This window comes from Methanosphaera sp. BMS (assembly GCF_003268005.1).
GTDB lineage: Archaea > Methanobacteriota > Methanobacteria > Methanobacteriales > Methanobacteriaceae > Methanosphaera.
Window position 1 is genome coordinate 2427427 of the sequence record NZ_CP014213.1, and the last position, 17815, is coordinate 2445241.

17 protein-coding genes are annotated in these 17815 nt (G+C 30.2%); 9 read left to right on the forward strand and 8 right to left on the reverse strand.

The annotated features are described in order from the left end of the window. Positions 1-349 precede the first annotated feature (349 nt). The 3 genes from AW729_RS09130 to AW729_RS09140 form a co-directional block, all read right to left on the reverse strand. Entirely contained in the window at positions 350-1654 is a 1305-nt protein-coding gene (locus AW729_RS09130; RefSeq protein WP_112124819.1) for an ATP-binding protein, read from the reverse strand. Positions 1655-1721: 67 nt separating this feature from the next. After that, positions 1722-2648 carry a glutamine-hydrolyzing GMP synthase gene (gene guaA, locus AW729_RS09135; RefSeq protein WP_112125278.1) on the reverse strand — a complete coding sequence of 309 codons (927 nt, stop codon included), beginning with the start codon at positions 2646-2648 and terminating at the stop codon, positions 1722-1724. Between the two features lie 99 nt (positions 2649-2747). Then, on the reverse strand, positions 2748-3317 hold the full coding sequence (locus tag AW729_RS09140; RefSeq protein ID WP_112124820.1) for a GMP synthase subunit A: 570 nt from the start codon (positions 3315-3317) through the stop codon (positions 2748-2750). Between the two features lie 285 nt (positions 3318-3602). Between AW729_RS09140 and AW729_RS09145 the strand changes: the two genes are divergently transcribed. Next, positions 3603-4211 (forward strand): DUF447 domain-containing protein, encoded by a 609-nt coding sequence (locus AW729_RS09145; protein ID WP_112124821.1) that lies wholly within the window; start codon positions 3603-3605, stop codon positions 4209-4211. A gap of 99 nt (positions 4212-4310) precedes the next feature. Here AW729_RS09145 and ade read toward each other — a convergent pair whose 3' ends face one another. The 3 genes from ade to AW729_RS09160 form a co-directional block, all read right to left on the reverse strand. Further along, entirely contained in the window at positions 4311-5939 is a 1629-nt protein-coding gene (ade, locus tag AW729_RS09150) for an adenine deaminase (protein WP_112124822.1), read from the reverse strand. Positions 5940-6287: 348 nt separating this feature from the next. Further along, positions 6288-7277, reverse strand: coding sequence for a hypothetical protein (locus tag AW729_RS09155; RefSeq protein ID WP_112124823.1), 990 nt, complete (start codon positions 7275-7277; stop codon positions 6288-6290). A gap of 1 nt (position 7278) precedes the next feature. Next, complete coding sequence (locus AW729_RS09160; protein ID WP_112124824.1) at positions 7279-7665, reverse strand: hypothetical protein; 387 nt, start codon at positions 7663-7665, stop codon at positions 7279-7281. A 348-nt stretch (positions 7666-8013) separates the two neighbouring features. Between AW729_RS09160 and AW729_RS09165 the strand changes: the two genes are divergently transcribed. Next, on the forward strand, positions 8014-8835 hold the full coding sequence (locus AW729_RS09165; RefSeq protein WP_112124825.1) for an AAA family ATPase: 822 nt from the start codon (positions 8014-8016) through the stop codon (positions 8833-8835). 29 nt (positions 8836-8864) lie between these two features. Further along, positions 8865-9062 carry a hypothetical protein gene (locus AW729_RS09170; RefSeq protein WP_112124826.1) on the forward strand — a complete coding sequence of 66 codons (198 nt, stop codon included), beginning with the start codon at positions 8865-8867 and terminating at the stop codon, positions 9060-9062. 80 nt (positions 9063-9142) lie between these two features. On the opposite strand, the gene AW729_RS09175 is transcribed toward AW729_RS09170, so the two are convergent. Next, entirely contained in the window at positions 9143-10333 is a 1191-nt protein-coding gene (locus tag AW729_RS09175) for an NAD(P)/FAD-dependent oxidoreductase (protein ID WP_112124827.1), read from the reverse strand. A 579-nt stretch (positions 10334-10912) separates the two neighbouring features. Here AW729_RS09175 and AW729_RS09185 point away from each other — a divergent pair. The 3 genes from AW729_RS09185 (at position 10913) to AW729_RS09195 (ending at position 14211) form a co-directional block, all read left to right on the forward strand. Continuing rightward, complete coding sequence (locus AW729_RS09185; protein WP_162685882.1) at positions 10913-11704, forward strand: M48 family metallopeptidase; 792 nt, start codon at positions 10913-10915, stop codon at positions 11702-11704. Positions 11705-12303: 599 nt separating this feature from the next. Next, positions 12304-12762, forward strand: a complete 459-nt coding sequence (locus AW729_RS09190; RefSeq protein WP_112124830.1) for a helix-turn-helix domain-containing protein — start codon at positions 12304-12306, stop codon at positions 12760-12762. 228 nt (positions 12763-12990) lie between these two features. Next, positions 12991-14211, forward strand: coding sequence for an ATP-binding protein (locus tag AW729_RS09195; protein WP_112124831.1), 1221 nt, complete (start codon positions 12991-12993; stop codon positions 14209-14211). Positions 14212-14251: 40 nt separating this feature from the next. On the opposite strand, the gene AW729_RS09200 is transcribed toward AW729_RS09195, so the two are convergent. After that, the gene (locus AW729_RS09200) at positions 14252-14824 is read right to left on the reverse strand and encodes a GNAT family N-acetyltransferase (RefSeq protein ID WP_162685883.1); all 573 of its coding nucleotides are present in this window, start codon (positions 14822-14824) and stop codon (positions 14252-14254) included. A gap of 310 nt (positions 14825-15134) precedes the next feature. Between AW729_RS09200 and AW729_RS09205 the strand changes: the two genes are divergently transcribed. From AW729_RS09205 to AW729_RS09215, 3 genes are all read left to right on the forward strand, one after another. After that, positions 15135-16631, forward strand: a complete 1497-nt coding sequence (locus AW729_RS09205; protein WP_112124833.1) for a transposase — start codon at positions 15135-15137, stop codon at positions 16629-16631. Positions 16632-16871: 240 nt separating this feature from the next. Then, positions 16872-17390, forward strand: coding sequence for a transposase (locus AW729_RS09210; protein ID WP_112124834.1), 519 nt, complete (start codon positions 16872-16874; stop codon positions 17388-17390). A gap of 87 nt (positions 17391-17477) precedes the next feature. Further along, positions 17478-17744, forward strand: a complete 267-nt coding sequence (locus AW729_RS09215) for a transposase (protein WP_162685884.1) — start codon at positions 17478-17480, stop codon at positions 17742-17744. The last annotated feature ends 71 nt before the right edge of the window (positions 17745-17815 follow it).

Genomic DNA, 17815 nt, shown 5'->3' on the forward strand with positions numbered 1-17815 from the left:
TAATAACTATCGTTTATTCACATTTTTTTAGAGTAATAGTTTTTGTGGTATTCTTTTGTCATTCAACTCGTGACTAAGATTTTTGGATTATTTATAGGATATTTATAAATTTAGGATAACCTAAATATCTTAGTCAATTAAATGTTGTACTCCATACTATATAAAGGTTTGGGCATACCTAAAAATTTTTTATTGTAGATTAAATCCAAAATAAGCTATAACCGTTTATGATATAATTATGCTCTTAAAAAAATTTTTTTAAAATTGATTTAATAAAATAAGCTATTTGTATTAGTATATGGTATAAATAAAATTGTTAAAATAAAAAATATTAAAAAATGGAAAAAATCTATTTGATGTCACCCAAAAGATGATAGATTAACTGTTCGGCGGTACGTCCGGACTGTGCTCCGTGTGTTCTTACCCAGACATTGGCCTCATGTTCCAACTCATCATCAGTCAAGGTAATTTCCGGATATTTCCTAGCTAAAGATTTAACAATTTCAAAGTACTCCTTCATGCTAGGCTTATAATAACCGATTGTGACACCAAACCTATCAACCAGGGATAATTTCTCACGCACGGTATCCGAGTGATACATCTCTTCACCGCCGGAGGTGTTGACCCGTTCGTTCCACGTTTCCTTGATAAGATGTCTCCTATTGGATGTTGCATATATCAGGACATTGTCGGGCTTTGTCTCAAGGCCACCTTCAATCAATGCCTTAAGATACTTGTACTCGCTTTCATACTCTTCAAATGACAAATCATCCATGTAAAGGATAAACTTATAGTTACGATTTTTAATCTCCGATATTATCTTGGATACATATTTCATCTCATGCTTATAGACTTCTATCATACGAAGTCCCATGGGATAGTACATGTTGAGTATTGCCTTTATGCTGGTACTTTTTCCAGTACCCGCATCACCGTACAGCAATACATTGTTTGCCTTTTTACCGTTAACAAAGCTTTCCGTGTTATGGATGAGCTTTTCTTTCTGCAAATCATATCCCAACAGATCATCCAAAACAACATCATCCAAAGAGGTAATGGCTATTAAAAAGTCTTTATTTTCATCATGGGACAGTTGAAATGCCCTGTTTAATCCATATTTTCCAACACCATACTCCTTATAGAAATCGGTTATGATGTCAAACAAGTCATTTTCATCATTGGCCGATTCCATCCTGGAGCTTAACAATTGAACCTTTGAACTGACATCCTGGTTAAACAGCTGTTGTTTCTTTATTATTGAATCATAATTGGAGATTATGCTAAAGCAATCAATGTCTAACTTTTCTTCTATAATGCCAAAGTCATAGTTGAATAATTTATGAAATATTTTCATGTCATGCTTTACAAATTCATTAACGCTGCCCTCTTTTTTTCCGGTCTTCTCACTTGTTAATGTAAATGGGTTTTCGATCGTGGCAATCAGGTATGCTATGTAGTTATGCCATAGATTTTTATTGAATCCATAAACGGTTGCAAGACTAAGTAACTTGTTTATCTGGGTGTAAATATCGCTGATTAAGTCATCCGCGTCATAGTCACCTTTTTCAAATCTTTTAAAAATTCCCGATAACTCCAGTAGTATGGGTTCATCTATATTCTTATATACAATCAGTTTTGAAATTAGATTATGCATAGATATCACATTAATTTAAAATTTAATAAAAATGCTTTTAAAATAAAAAAAGTAAAAAAAAATGAATTTATTCAAATTCAATGGTACTAGGTGGCTTATTACTTAAAGAGAGGGATACGTGTGTTATCTGAGGTACTTTTGCAGTTATTTCCTGTGATACGTTATGCAGGAATTCCCATGGAAGGTCAGGTACATTGGCTGTCATTGCATCAAATGACTGTACCATCCTTATAACCACGAGGTATCCGAAGTCTCTTTGATCACCTTTAACTCCGGTTACTTTACTGTTGGTAAGTACTACGAAGTATTGCCATAAGTCTTTGTCAAGTTCTTCCTTCTCAACAAATTCATTTAAAATTGCATTGGCTTCTCTACAGATATCCAACTTTTCCTTGGTAACTTCACCGAGTACACGTACCGCCAGTCCAGGTCCAGGGAATGGTTGTCTGTGTACAATCTTATCCGGTAAACCTAACTGTGTACCTACTTCCCTTACTTCATCTTTATACAATTCACGTAGTGGCTCAATTATTTCAAGTACTAATCCATCAGGTAGTGTTAGGTTATGGTGTGATTTTATGTTTCCTTCACTTTCAATCCAATCGGGAGCTATTGTTCCCTGCAGCAGATATTTTGCACCTGACTTTTTAGCTTCCCTTTCAAACACTTCTATGAATTTATGTCCAATGATTTCACGTTTTTTCTCAGGATCAGTTATTCCAGCAAGTGCTTCTACAAATTCATCAGCAGCATCCACGAGTTTAAAGTTTAATTTGTCTTTAAATGTCTCCTCAACTTCCTTTGCCTCATCTTTTCTTAAAAGACCGTGATCCACGAATATTGCTTCTAACTGTTTTCCAATGGCCTCACTTGCAAGGGCACTGGCAACTGAACTGTCCACTCCACCAGATAATGCTATTATAACTTTTTCATCTTTAACTTCATCTTTAATGTTTTGAATTGATTCTTCTATAAATTTTTCTGTATCCATCATCATTTAATCACACAACCTATTTATTATCCGAATAAATTTAATTATCATTTTCGATAATTGCCATATGCATTATATATGATATTTGTAGTTTGGTTAAAATTAATTTTTCGGATATTCTTTACATATCCTATAAAAGTTTTCAAATATCTCTCCACCACGTGGGGTGTGTTGAACTTCAGGATGGAATTGAATTCCATAAATTTCCTTATCCTTATGTTTCATAGCTTCAATGGAACATTTATCAGAATCTGCGATTACCTCAAATGATTCAGGTAATGTTACAACTTCATCCTTATGTGAAGCCCATACCTTCAAGGTATCGTCAATGCCCTCAAATAGCCCTGTATTTTTCAGGATATTGATTTCAATCTGTGCATAACTTTCAACATCTGCACTTTTGGTTTCTCCGCCAAAGTAATCGGCGATAAGTTGATGTCCCAAGCAAATACCTAGAATAGGAACGTTAATATTTCCAAGAATTTCTTTACAATTACCTATCCTTTCAATGGAAGGCCCACCACCTAATATGATACCTTCCGGATTTAATTTCTTTATGTCCTCTAGACTAGTACTGTTTGATATTAATTTATTTTCGATACCCAGGTAACTTAGGGTCCTGGATATTCTGTGATTGTACTGTCCAAAATTATTAATAATAACAATGCTCATAGTAAGTCCCTTAATTATTTAAAATAAGTAATAAAATAATGTACAAAAAATTAAAACTGGAAAAATATTTAATAATTTGTTATATATTACTTTTGTCTATATATTATATTATGATAACAAATGATATATTAATTCTTTTAATTGGAGTTAGTAACATCAATAATTAGCATGGTTATTTTTTTTTATTTAAATATGTGTTATAGGTGGAAAAGTATATTATGTTATGACGAGTATATGGTGAAGATATTAATCTCAAATCCATTTCTAAACTGATGGTGATAAAAAATGTTTAACAACTTGAATATTGAGGAAAACACACGTTATGAAGTATTGGTGACTACACCTAATAATGATGGTTCATATAATACCAAACCATTTGGGGTATTGTTCAAAAATAATGAGGTCATACTGAATTTATATCCCAACACTACCCTGGAAAACATAAAAGACAATCCCTCATTTATCATACAGTTGTCTTCAAATCCCCTGGTATTTACAAAAGCATTATTGAATAAACTAGATTCCTCGGATTATAATAATGAAGGAATAATTAAAAAAACTTCCTGTGCATTATATGCAAATGCCATGGATTATGTGACAATTATACATGAGGACAAATATGGTGATACTCCCCTATGTAGAATAACCGCTGAAATTACCGATATGATATTGATTAATAATTCACCTTCAGTCATTAACCGTACAACCAATAAGATAATAGAGTTGCTTGTTAAGTTATCCAGAATAAATTATATGAACAGTAAACAATTGGACTTATTTGAAAAAGAGCTGGATGAATCTCTGAAGTTCATCATCAAGGAAGGAAATCAGGATCATATTGATTCATTAACATTAATAAAAGAAGAATTAAACAATAATAAGGAAAAATATTAATAAATACATTATTTACGGTAGCTGGTATGACTGGTTATTCGTAATTGGTGGATTTAATTAAAAATATTATAAAAAAAGAAGGGTTATAAAGAAGTAATATTAATCTTCTTTTATTATTACATCAATAAATGTACTATTTTCAACATCAAACAATCCCTTATCAGTTATTTTTAGGGATGGCAGTACGGGCAGTGCCATGAATGACAGTGTACTGATAGGATTATTCAGGTTACATCCCATTTCATGGATAAAGGAATTAATGTCCTGTGACTGTTTGGCTACAACATGTGCCGGCTTATCACTCATAAGTCCGGCTATAGGTAGGGATAGGTCAATCTTATCCTTGTTTGATATTGCGGATATTCCTCCGTTGTTGGAAATAACCGTATTTGTGGCTTCAGCCATGTATTTGCTATCGGTACCCACAACCATTATGTTATGGGAATCATGTGCAATGCTTGATGCTACGGCACCATTTTTTATTCCAAATCCTCGGATAAATGCATTAAATACAGTATCTCCACCATATCTTTCAACAACACTGATTTTAAGAACATCATTAAACACTGAGGGGATGATGTTTCCTTTTTCAATATTCAGTTTGGCTGTTGTCTTGCCCGTTACAATCTTATTGTCCCACATGTCAATAACGTTTACAGTGGCACTCTTTGATTCGGGATTGTTTGCTTTAAGGTTGAAGTTATCAACACTTTTGAATGATACGTTCATGCCGCTAGGAAGTTTGTAGGGATTGGCCCGGTATAATAGTTTTTGTTTCTTGAAGATGGTATTTCCATTGATGATGACTCTTTTAACATTGAATTCTGATAGATTGTCAATAAATACCAAATCAGCATTTCTGCCCGGCCCTATAAAACCGGCATTAATGTTATAATAATCTGCAGGATTAATGGTAACCATTCTCAATGCTTCAAATGGATCCATACCCAAATCCACGGCTTTACGTAGAATAACATTAATGTGTCCGTTTATCAAATCTTCAGCTTTCAAATCATCCGTTACCAAAAAGTCTCCCTTGCTTCTTATGAATTCTTCAAGAGTCTTTGACTCTGAACCTTCACGAATCATTATTTTCATACCGAGGCGTCTTTTTTCTTCAACCTCCTGTTTTGTCACTGATTCATGGTCGGTGGTAATTCCAGCCAGTATATATTTTTGTAATTTTTTACCGGTAAGAAGTGGTGCATGACCGTCAATTGGCTTTTTATATTTCTTGGCAACGTTTATTTTCGCCATCATTTCCCTGTCATTGTTTATCACTGATTCATAGTCCATAACTTCTGACAAAGCTGCAAAATTATATTTTCTAAATAGGGTTTCTATATCGTAGCTGGTTATGGTGGCACCGTTTGTTTCATATTTTGTTGATGGTACACACGGCGGTGCGGTAAAATAATAATGAAGAGGGGATGATCTGGCATCCTTAATCATATATTCTATTCCATCCATTCCCATTACATTTGCTATTTCATGTGGATCAGAAACAACTGATGTTGTTCCATGACGTAATGCTATTTCGGCAAATCGTGATGGAGTTAGCATGGAACTTTCAATGTGAACATGTGCGTCAATAAATCCTGGAACGATAATATCATTAAAGTCTTTGTTAACTTCTTTTATTGATATTATTCTGCCTTTTTCTATTTGTATTTCTCCAGGATATATTTCATCTGTTATAACATTTAAAATATTTCCTTTAATATACATCTTAATTAACTCCGAAAGTTTGATTTTATCGGATTTAATCATATGTCATTGTCTGTCCTTTTGCATAATTTAAAATTCTTCGTTGCTGTTAAAAATAAATACAATTTCAGTGTCCTTAAACTTAATTTATGCATTATCTCATTGTTTTTATCATGGGTGTTATTTAATTAAATCCAATAATTACCATAAATTTATCAGTTTTGATAGTATTTAAGATATTACTATATATGGACTGCTTTATATTAAAGTATATTCTTAATATTATTTTCCCAAATTCTTTTTTTAATATGTTTCATTCTTTTTTTAATAATTTTTTTATTCATAGAAGTGTTTTAAAATTATTTTCATCTAATTTACTTTGAAGATGTCTGTTGTATCGTAATAATATTGACTTTTATGATGATATTCATATTCCTTTTTATATTTCAGCACATCATCTCTATTCCAGTTATTTTCATTCAGCTTGTCTCTTACATATCGTGCGATATGGATATTTTTATATGATCCGTAATATTGTCTTTTCTTGTTGATGACATGTTGTATGTAGTAATCGTTTCCTTTCTTAATTATGTTCTTGTCCCTGTCTTGAATTTTTCGGGTGATGTCTATGATGTAGTTGACAATACTCAATTCCCAGTTATTGTTTGTCAGGTATTCCTTTACCAGTAATGCCAAGTCATATGTTTGATATGAACCTATTTTCAGTCTGTTGCTCCTTATCTGTTTTTTCAGGGTATACTTGTTCTGTAGTTTGTCTTCATATGTTATGTTTTCATGATGATAAAAGGGTGGAAGCTTATCATCATCATATCTGTATATCTCGGTAGTTTCACACATCAGTTCCTCATCCATCCCGTATTTCAGGTAGAGATCCCTTTCTTCAAGCACTTCTGTCAGCAGTCTGCTTGTAACAATTGTCATATTGTTGTATGTGAACTTATAATAACCTTGTATGGTATTATAGCTGATGTACTTGTAGAATTCTTTTGCAGCCTTCTTTTCTATTATTTCTATGTTGATGTCATTTCCATAAAATGGCAGTATCATTTTTATAATGCCTGCATATTTTTTACTTTTGTATGAACCGAATGTTTTTCCTGTTTGTCTATTTTTAACAATGTACTTTCCATGATTGTCTTCTCTAATGCAATATCGAGGAAAATGTTCATTTTTATCGTAGCCTGTTGATTTGTTTTTTATCCACCCGTATTTTCTCAGTAATCTTTTCTGTTTTAATGCATCCTCTTTTGTATCATAGCTACCATAGTTGATTATCTGTCCGTATATTGTCTTTTCGATAACATATTTATTGTTTACCTTTTTGATGTTTGTAAACATTTTAACCTCCTTCTATTATCGTTTCCAATATGTCATAACGATTGTTTTCATCAACAATTCGGGTGTTGACATTATCAAGACGGTTTATCCTGTTTATTTTTTTGTCTATCATGTGGTTTTTTTCTTTGTCGCGGATGTTGTCTATAATTACTATGCTTATCTTTCCCTTGTCCTTTAGTTTTTTTGTAAGATTGTTGATGTCCGTTTCCAGAATTGTTGACTTGTATGTCTGTGCTATTTTCATATTCTTTACTTCATATTGAATTCCCTTATCAAGTTCGCATATCTTGATGTTATACTTTTTTTCGTATTGTTGGAAGTTTTCAATTATTGATTCTATGTCGTTTTCCCTGTTTATTTTCAATGTTTTTTTATTTTTAAATTTCATAAATATTCCTCTAATTACTTCATAAAAACCTAAGTTTACGTATTTTTTTGTAGCATTCCTGTTTTTTATTTTTTTACAATTATACTATGTTATACATTCTTTATAAAGCAATTGAGGCCCCATACACTCCCATATACTCTCCCACACTCACACGCTCCCCCACCCCCTCCCCCCTTCACTTGCAACATATGTATAACGAAATAAAATTCACTTTTGAATACTTATCACTACCCCCTCCCCCAGTATTACTTATCATTACCCGGTTTTCTTTATATATTATCCAAGAACAAATCATAACATGGAAAAATCAAAATCTAAAAAAAAAAATAAAAGGAGTGAAAAAAGTCTATGAGCATATTTGATGAAGTAATGAGTTCCGATTTCACGGTATTCAAAAACAAGGAAATCTTTAATCTTGATTACATACCCGAAATCATCCAATGTAGGGACGCACAACTAAAAAGTGTTCTGATAAACATAAAACCATTACTGGATAACAACAAAGCAATAAATTCCATATTAATCGGAAATACAAGTACAGGAAAAACAACAGTCGTAAAACATGCAATAAGGGAAATTGAAGAACACACCAACTTAAAGACATGTTATATAAACTGCAACATACAGGATACTCTGCGCAAATGCTACTTTCAGATATACCGAGTATTGTTTGATAGGGAAGCAAGACGTGGACTCAGCACTGAACTTATACAGGAAGAAGTAATGAAAAAGCTCGAGGAACAATCATGCATACTTGCAATAGATGACATAAACTATCTAAGCAAAAACGATGCAAATAATCTTATCAATGAACTATTCCGGTCCAATGAATTCTACCACTTAAACATAGCATTAATAATAACAATAAATGATGAAACATTCAAATATTCACTGGAAAAAAATGCACAAAGTATACTCTTGGGTCATGAAATACGATTCAACGATTATACGAAGGATGAAATCTACTCAATATTAAAGTACCGATGCAATGCTGGCCTAAAGGACCGTGTTATAAATGATGAACAGTTGGAACGAATCAGCAACTATTCCCATAAGATAGCTAGTCTGAGAAGAGGACTAATATTAATACAAGTTCTAGGACAGACTATAGAATCAGAAAGCAGGTGTAAAATAGAGGATGAGGATATTGACAAATATGTTCCATATTAACAGGATTAAAAATTTAAAAAATCATATAAATGGATGTGGGTGGTGATAATATTAATTTTGTTGAAGCAATGATTTATGTGGATATATGTATCAGCGTACTGCTTGCAATAACATTTTTATCATTCCTGTTGGGATCTTTTATAGCAGATGGATTTAATCTGACCGGCATGGTATGGTGGACATTTGTAATAATATTTGTACTGGTTATTTATAAAATACTGAATTAAATTATGGATTAAATCAGTAAAAAAAAACATTTTAACAATCTTTTTTCTTTTAAAAAAATATTTAGGGGGTAATGATTTGATTAGAGTAGTTTTCTTAACTTTAATAATTTTCTAGGGGAAACCTTAAGCAGAGCCTTAATCAATGACTTGGTGGATAATGTACTTATATCCGCATTGGCAAGTGCCGTAATGTACTCGTTTAAATCATCATCTTCCAAGTTATATAGGAAGTCCCTTATGCTAATGTACTTTCTAAACTTCTTGGCTATATGCTCTTCGATATAATCAGAGTATTCGCTCAGATTGGATTGGCTGCAATCATTCTCCTTAACGCATCTGGCAGCAACACGTCCTGCAATCATACCACTTTCAAGTGCCGTGTCAATACCTCCTCCGGTAATTGGACTTACACATCCGGCTGCATCTCCGACAAGCAACAGGTTATCTGAGATTATCTTGTCAAATACGCCACAGTATGGATTTCCTCCTACATTCAATTCCACGGCCTGGGCATTTTTGGTTTCATCACAGCTTGCTACAAATTCATCCAAGCATTCAAGTGCGGTCTTGTCGGTCTTAACGTTGGATATGTCAATTCCCACATTTGCTATGTCATGGCCCTTTGGGAAAATCCATGCATAACCTCCGGGGGCTATGTTGCCAAAGTAAAACTGAATAACCCTACTGTTTTCCATTTTTAAGTTTGTCATCTCATACTGGGCACCTGATTCCATCTCAGCCAAGGATACTTTGGTGTCAAGTCCGCCCCAACTGGCTACACGGCCCTCCGGTCCGTCGGCCGCAATGACAATTTTTGCTTTGATTCTGTCAACCTCATCCAGTTGACTTTTAACATCTACAATAAATCCATCATCAACCTTTTTCATGGATGTCGCTTCACATCTAAGCATGACCTTCGCACCTTCCCTTATTGCATCCATGGTAAGATGTTTGTCAAATACCTTACGTTCAAGCACGATACCGGTGGCGGGTGTTTCCAAGGTTTCCGAGGTAAACCATGCACTGGTGTTGTCTGGAGAGACGATACGTGCTCCATCAATATCCCTTGCAATGCATCTTTTATCGACGTGAATGTCCATCCTTTCAAGAACACCACTCATAATGCCCTCAGCACAACGCTTAGGTGTACCTATCTCTGCTTTCTTATCAATAATTAATGTTTCAGCACCATTTTTGCTGGATTCTCTTGCAGCCATAGAACCGGCAGGACCTGCTCCTATAACCAATACATCAACTTCTATTTGTGTCATATTAATTCCCTTTAAAAAAATCATTACTAAAAATTCTTTTATATTATTTATAATATATCTCTTTTTAGATTATTATTTTTTTAGTTGTTTTAGTGGGCATCTTTGGAAGACATATTCTTCAGGCAAAAATTTGTAAGTATTAATTTTGAGCAAAAAATAAAAAAGTAGTATATTGATGAATGATAAAAAGGAATTTATGTCAGAAAATAAAAATGTTGGTATATTAGCATCAAAAAAAACAAAGAGATATCTGTTAAGTTATATGATTGTTTTAGCGGTGATATTTGTATTGCCACTATTTATGCTGTTATTTAGCAGAGATTTAACGCTACTCGGGGCAAATCTATTGTTTTTTGAATTGAACATGTTTCTTTTTTTAGTGCTAATGGTATATACATATATTACAAGAAGTGAAAATAAGAATTGGAAAATCTACACATACTCTTTCATTCTTTCATTAAGTTACCTGATAATAACATTCATTGTATTTTCATTATTCATGTAATTTGAACTATAAACTTTCTTAAAAAAAGGGTATGCATGTATACTCATGATTTGAAATATAAATTAAAGAAAATTATGTCAGAAATAAATATTAAAGATAAACTGGTTGAATACACCTACGTGTATAGGGATGTAAAATACTTGAGATATGAATTAAATGCAAACAAGTTACACCTAATCATACCTACATCATGTACTGGAAGCATAAGGGGATATATTCTTGAAAAAGAGGATTGGATTTACAGGAATCTGGTTGAATATGAGTATCCTTTAAGTAAATTGTATGATGATGATTATGATGGGGGAATATATAAAATAAGGGATAAAACACTAAAGTTTGCAGTTGAATATAAAAAAGTCAAGTATATTCATTATGAATTATATGAGGATAGATTACGGCTTGTCTTACCAAAAAGTTATAAGGATACTGTTAACAATGCACTTAAAATGAAAGAAAAATGGTTATATAAACAGTTGGTAAAAAATGAGGAATATATGGCTAAACTGGATGATGAATGCAGGGATATTTCTTTATTAAACAGGACTGAAAACCAGTTAAGAACATTATGTGCCGGATATATAGAAAAGTATTCAAGGCAGTTGGATGTACGGGTAAATCGTCTACAGTATAGGGACATGACCACTAAGTGGGGAAGTTGCAGTATCAGATCCAACATAACCCTGTCGAAGTTACTTGCATATCTTCCTGATTATTTGGTGGCATATGTCGTTTATCATGAATTGGCTCATCTGATTGTACTGGATCATAACGATGCCTTCTTTGAGATAATCAAAAAGGAATTTTCAAATTATAAAGAGCTTGACGAACAGTTGGAACGCTATAATTATCTCATAGGCAAACTATGATTGGATTGGTATTGTCCTGCTTATCCGGGACTGGGCTTTATCGTTATTCATAGCGAGTGTTGGCAAAAAAGATTTTTCCTATTTTTTGAGTAATACTTTTTTTTAAAATTCAATTTTTTCTTTGATAAAATCACTTATTTTTTTAAAATATTTTATATTTAATTTTATTTTATGATTATAATAATTATTATAGCATAACATTTAAATACTAGTAATTATATATATTTATATAGGAAATTAAAAATAATCTGGTATTTATATATGGAAGTAAAAGTTGTGGATTTGAAACAGAGCAAATGGTATTATGGTTGTTTAGATGATGAGATTCCAAGTGATGATATCGTGTTTTGGTCCTTTAACTGATTGTCCGTATAATATTAATTGATATTTTGTTTCTATGGAAATATGGTTTTTTTGTGTAGCTGATTCTCTTTTTGTTTGCTCTTTTTCTGTAATATATTGTCTCCTTGTTCGTTGGTAAATCCTGTTCCATCAAGGGCTATGATTTCAGGTTCTAAATTATAAAAACTTAATATCTTAGAATTAAGTTTTACTAATTATTATGATGAATATTATTATATAACTATAATGTGACATTAATGCCACTTTATTTAAAGTTTTTAACAAAAAGAAACATATTAATAACTATGACTTTAGAACCAGAACGACTTGAATATTTTGAAAGAAAATATGAAAGAAACCCTGTAGAAGAAGTAAGTAAATATTTATCAAATAAGTGGACATTACACATATTAAGGGATCTTTTCTTAGGAAAGAAACATTTCAATGAGTTCAAAGAGAATAGGAAAACATTAGATAATAAATCATTAGCAAGGTGTCTTAAAAACATGGAAAACAATGGTCTAATAACTAAAGAAAAAGATGAAGAAGATTCAAATAATACTGAGTACTACTTAACACAAAAAGGAAGATCAATGAATAAAATATTCTATGAATTAATACTCTTTGCAATAAAAAATGATGAAGAAAACGAATATTACTCCGAAAAACATAAAAAAGAACTTAAAGAAATGTATAAAGAAATATTGAATATATAATATGTATTATTTTTTTTCTCTTTTTTTTTAGATTTTTAATGTGTAAATATCCTCTAGTGTATATTGTCAATATGATTTTATAGGAATCACTTACATATTTTTTTTATTATATGATTTCTACATAAATCATTTACATATTTTTTTTATACTTTGATTTCTTTAGAAAGCATTAAATATTTGTATTAATATATTATATTTTAGGATTAGTATTTTTCATGGTTGATATAAATGATTAAAAGAGAGTTATACTTAAAACAAATTAGGTCTTTATTTGATACGGATTTTGTAAAGGTTATAATTGGTATGCACAGATGTGGTAAAACATCATTTTTAAAAAGTATAATAGAAGAATTAGAAGAAAATAATGTAAACAAAGAAAATATAATATATATTTCATTTGAATCAATTAAATATAAAAATATATTTACTTCAGAACAATTAGATGAAATTATTCTTGACTTAACAAAAAATCTTGATGGAAAAATTTATCTTCTTTTTGATGAAATACAACAAGTTCAGGGTTGGGAGAAATCTATTAACGCATATAGAGTAGATTTTGATTCAGATATTTACATTACCGGTTCTAATTCAAAGTTATTATCCTCTGAATTAGCAACATTACTCTCTGGTAGGTACATTAAAATTAATTTATATCCGTTTTCGTTTAAAGAAATATTACAGTACAAAAAAGAATACTTTAATATGGAATTAACTCATGAAATTAAAAAAAATCTATTTAAAGAATATATTCAATATGGTGGAATGCCCGGTTTACAAAGTATAACTGATGAAAACAATAAAATAAATGCATTAAGAGATATTTATGATTCAATAATTATTCATGATGTATTATCAAGGTATACTATTAAAGATGTAGATTTATTTAAACGTTTTACACATTACTTAATGAATTCAACAGGCCAAACATTTTCTAAAACAAGTATAACCAATTATCTAAAAAATGAGAATAGAAAAACAACCAGAAATACGATATTAAATTTTACAAATTATTTAGAAGATGCATTATTTTGTAAGAGGGTTAGACGACAGGATATTCTTGGAAAAAAAATATTAAAAGTCGAAGAAAAATATTATCTTACAGATATTGGATTTCATCATGCATTAATTGATAACAATAATAAATGGATTCCTAGAATCTTAGAAAATATAGTTTTTAATGAGTTAATTCGACGAGATTATGATGTTAAAATAGGTAAGTTAAATAAAAAAGAAATAGATTTTTTATGCCAAAAACATGATAAAAAAGTTTACATACAAGTTAGTTATCTGTTAGACTCTGAAGAAACAATTGAACGAGAATTCACACCATTACTTAAAGTTCCAGATAATTATGATAAATATGTTTTAAGTATGGATGAATTTGACATGTCCCATGATGGGATCAAACATGTGAATATTATTGATTTCTTGTTAAGTGATGAAATATAGTTTTCAAAAGATTAAAACTAAAATTTTAGTAAGGATATAGTTAAAAAATTATTAAAACTTCAACTTCTTTTATGCTTTTAAATTTTTTAGGTGGTTTGCAAACAGGATTAATATATTTCCTAGTCCAAATACAATCATACCATTTATTGAATTTGTAACCCCAATTTTCAAGGTATGAAACCTCTTCAAAACCTTGTTTTTTATGGAAATTTTTAGATTTATTATCTAAAAATTCATCATCTTTTTTATTAATACTAATATAAGCATTAATGGATATTACATTTTGTATTATTAGAATCTCTTCTAATTTAGAATATAAAACACTACCAATACCTTTATTCACATGATTTACATCTAAATATATGCTCGATTCAACAGTATAATCATATGCTTTAGAATTATAAATTCTTTTTGCATATGTATAACCAACTAATTTATTATCAATTTCAGCAACTAAAACAGGATAATCCTCCTTAATCTTATTTATATAATCATCAAATTCTTTTAGATTAGGAATAATATCTGTAAACAATACGGCTGTATTAATAATATAATAAGAATATATTTGATGCATCTTTTTAATATCATCAGTTGTTGCAAAACGTATTTTCATATAATTATACCTCATTTGGAGCTTCAAATATTTAAATATTATTTAATTTTTATTTTTAACATGGGTGTCCGCCAAAATTAATTTTACACTGGAAATGGTACAACTTCAAATTTTTTAAATTCAATTATTTTTATAATTACCTTATTTTTAAGAGTTATACCTATATGTGAAGATATACTTTTAATTATTTTTCATATAAATATTTATTTTATTCTTATTATTGTTAATAATCCCTAATTATTTAGTTAAGTTTATATAGTAGGTTATACATAATTATTATTATAAAATGAATTAAATGGATTGTTTATTTATGGTTATGAAAAATATGGATAAGAAACAAGCTAAACTAATTATTAGAACTAATGATTACAATGTTCCAAGTGATCATATTTCTCGTTTTGTTGTTGATTTTATCGAAGATGCTTATGAAAAATTAGACATTAAAGTAAATGAAAATAATAAAGGTAGACCTTCTTATAACCTTTGTTCAATGATTAAATTACTTGTTTGGGCTAAATTAGAACATATGGATAGTGCGAAAATTATTGAAGAGATGGCAAAATACCATGATATATTTAAGTTTGTTTGTGATGGAATTACTCCTTCAGAACGAACAATACAAAGATATCGGGATGAATACGGAGAATATTATGAGTTATTTCTACAAATGACACTGAAAAAAGCATCAGAAGAAAAATATACAGAATTTAATCACGTTGCTATCGATGGAACCGTGAAAAAAGCATGTAATTCCAACCACAATACAATCTCAAAAAAAGAAACCCAACTATTACTTCAATACTACAAAGAAGTTCAAATTGATGAAAATAAACTGGAAAACCTTCATAAACCTGCTAAAAAATTATATGAAAATCCAAATTTAAGTAACGAAGAAAAATTAGAAATATTATACGACATAGAAACAGAATTCACACTCACCGGACAAGATAAAATACCAATGAACGATAAACAAGCACGTAAAATGAAAGGAAAAAAAGGAAACTTCTTAATAGCTTATAATATACAATCAGCAGTTGATTATGAAACAAAATTAATTTGTGCAATAAATGTCACACAAAGTCCAACAGACCATTACCAACTACCAGCAATAGCAGATAAAGCAATAAAAAATATAGAAAAAATACCAGAACATATGAGCGCAGATACAATCTATTTAAATCCCACAAGCTTATCTTACTTTAAAAATAAGAATATTGATGGATTAATACCAACAAGAAAACAATCCAAAGAAATAATAGGAAAATTAAACAAAAATCCATTTCATAAAGATCATTTCGAATATATCGGAGAAAAAGATGTATTTAAATGTCCATCAGGACAATATTTAACATTTTACAATCAATACACAATACCAGACAAAGACCCAGAAAAACCAGCAAAAATAAAACGATTATACAACAATTACACAGCATGCAAAAACTGCAAATATCAAAAAGACTGCATATCACAAAAACAAACACACAGAACCATCACAGAAAACGGTAACAGATTACAAATAGAAATGTACTTTAAAATGGAAAAAGAAGAATATCAAGAAGAATATAGTAAAAGACCATGTGTTGAAGGACCATTCGGAACATTCAAAGAATTTTATCATATAGAACAAGAAGTTGTAATAGGAAAAACAAAAACAGAAGAAAGAATCTACTTAGATGCATTAGCATATAACATAAAAAGATTATACAACTTAAAATACAATAAAAACAATCAAAAAGAAGATATAATGAATTTTTGCGAAAATATATCCGTTACACACCAATTAGCACTTGATGTAAATATATTTTAAAAAAAATCAAAAAATCATTTTTGGCGAACACCCGAGTGTTGGCAAAAAAGATTTTTCCTATTTTTTGAGTAATACTTTTTTTTAAAATTCAATTTTTTCTTTGATAAAATCACTTATTTTTTTAAAATATTTTATATTTAATTTTATTTTATGATTATAATAATTATTATAGCATAACATTTAAATACTAGTAATTATATATATTTATATAGGAAATTAAAAATAATCTGGTGTTTATATATGGGAGTAAAAGTTGTGGATTTGAAACAGAGCAAATGGTATTATGGTTGTTTAGATGATGAGATTCCAAGTGATGATATCGTGTTTTTGGTAACATATTTTGTGTTATCCAATAAAGATAAGATATATGAAGTTGTGGATATTAAAGAGAAGGGTAGGCCTGTTAATCCTCCAGAATATCTTGTATCTCTTTTAATTTACGGGGCATTACGTCATATTGATGGAACTGATGAATTAGCTGAAATGGCTAGGTTTCATCAGAAATTCAGATATGCATGTGGTGATTTACAACCTTCTGGAAGAGTTTTACGTAAATTTATGCAGGATTATGGTAATTTATTTAAGCAAATGTTAGCTCTTACATTAAATTTAGCATATAATTTAGGATTAACTGATTTTGATTTTGTTTGTGTCGATGGAACCATAATTAAAGCAATTAACTCCCCATTTAATGTAATTTACTATGAAGATGCGTTAGTTTTGATAAAAAACTTGAAATCTGATTCACCATCAAGTTAAGCGATTGATGATCTTCGTTGTCTAGCAAAAAAATTCTATTATAATTCCGTTATGACTACTGAACGTAAACTAGAGTTATTAAAGAAAATGATTGAAATTATGGACAATAATGGAAAAAATAAGATTCGTGCATTTGATATTGATTCACGAAGTATGCAGACTAAAAAAGGTCATAAAGAGCCATCATATAACATGCAATTAGTAACAGACACACAATCAAAGTTAATTTGTGCTGTACACATATCACAACATCCCACAGATCATCATGAATTACCACCAACAATGAATAAAGCAGTAGAGAATTTACCGACAAAACCCCACAAAGTAAGTGTAGATACAATCTATAAACAATAATCCACTCTTCAATATCTTGAAAAAGAAGGTTATGATGGAATAATACCAGATTAAGGACAAAATAGAATAAA

Excerpts from the sequence above, each read along its gene's own strand:
- AW729_RS09165 (WP_112124825.1), top strand. The coding sequence starts at position 8,014 with ATGAGCATATTTGATGAAGTAATGAGTTCCGATTTCACGGTATTCAAA.
- AW729_RS09145 (WP_112124821.1), top strand. The coding sequence starts at position 3,603 with ATGTTTAACAACTTGAATATTGAGGAAAACACACGTTATGAAGTATTG.
- AW729_RS09155 (WP_112124823.1), bottom strand. The coding sequence starts at position 7,277 with ATGTTTACAAACATCAAAAAGGTAAACAATAAATATGTTATCGAAAAG.
- AW729_RS09160 (WP_112124824.1), bottom strand. The coding sequence starts at position 7,665 with ATGAAATTTAAAAATAAAAAAACATTGAAAATAAACAGGGAAAACGAC.
- AW729_RS09140 (WP_112124820.1), bottom strand. The coding sequence starts at position 3,317 with ATGAGCATTGTTATTATTAATAATTTTGGACAGTACAATCACAGAATA.
- AW729_RS09210 (WP_112124834.1), top strand. The coding sequence starts at position 16,872 with ATGGGAGTAAAAGTTGTGGATTTGAAACAGAGCAAATGGTATTATGGT.
- AW729_RS09200 (WP_162685883.1), bottom strand. The coding sequence starts at position 14,824 with ATGAAAATACGTTTTGCAACAACTGATGATATTAAAAAGATGCATCAA.
- AW729_RS09190 (WP_112124830.1), top strand. The coding sequence starts at position 12,304 with ATGCCACTTTATTTAAAGTTTTTAACAAAAAGAAACATATTAATAACT.
- guaA (WP_112125278.1), bottom strand. The coding sequence starts at position 2,648 with ATGATGGATACAGAAAAATTTATAGAAGAATCAATTCAAAACATTAAA.
- AW729_RS09130 (WP_112124819.1), bottom strand. The coding sequence starts at position 1,654 with ATGCATAATCTAATTTCAAAACTGATTGTATATAAGAATATAGATGAA.
- AW729_RS09170 (WP_112124826.1), top strand. The coding sequence starts at position 8,865 with ATGGATGTGGGTGGTGATAATATTAATTTTGTTGAAGCAATGATTTAT.
- AW729_RS09215 (WP_162685884.1), top strand. The coding sequence starts at position 17,478 with ATGATTGAAATTATGGACAATAATGGAAAAAATAAGATTCGTGCATTT.
- ade (WP_112124822.1), bottom strand. The coding sequence starts at position 5,939 with ATGTATATTAAAGGAAATATTTTAAATGTTATAACAGATGAAATATAT.
- AW729_RS09175 (WP_112124827.1), bottom strand. The coding sequence starts at position 10,333 with ATGACACAAATAGAAGTTGATGTATTGGTTATAGGAGCAGGTCCTGCC.
- AW729_RS09185 (WP_162685882.1), top strand. The coding sequence starts at position 10,913 with ATGTCAGAAATAAATATTAAAGATAAACTGGTTGAATACACCTACGTG.
- AW729_RS09205 (WP_112124833.1), top strand. The coding sequence starts at position 15,135 with ATGGTTATGAAAAATATGGATAAGAAACAAGCTAAACTAATTATTAGA.
- AW729_RS09195 (WP_112124831.1), top strand. The coding sequence starts at position 12,991 with ATGATTAAAAGAGAGTTATACTTAAAACAAATTAGGTCTTTATTTGAT.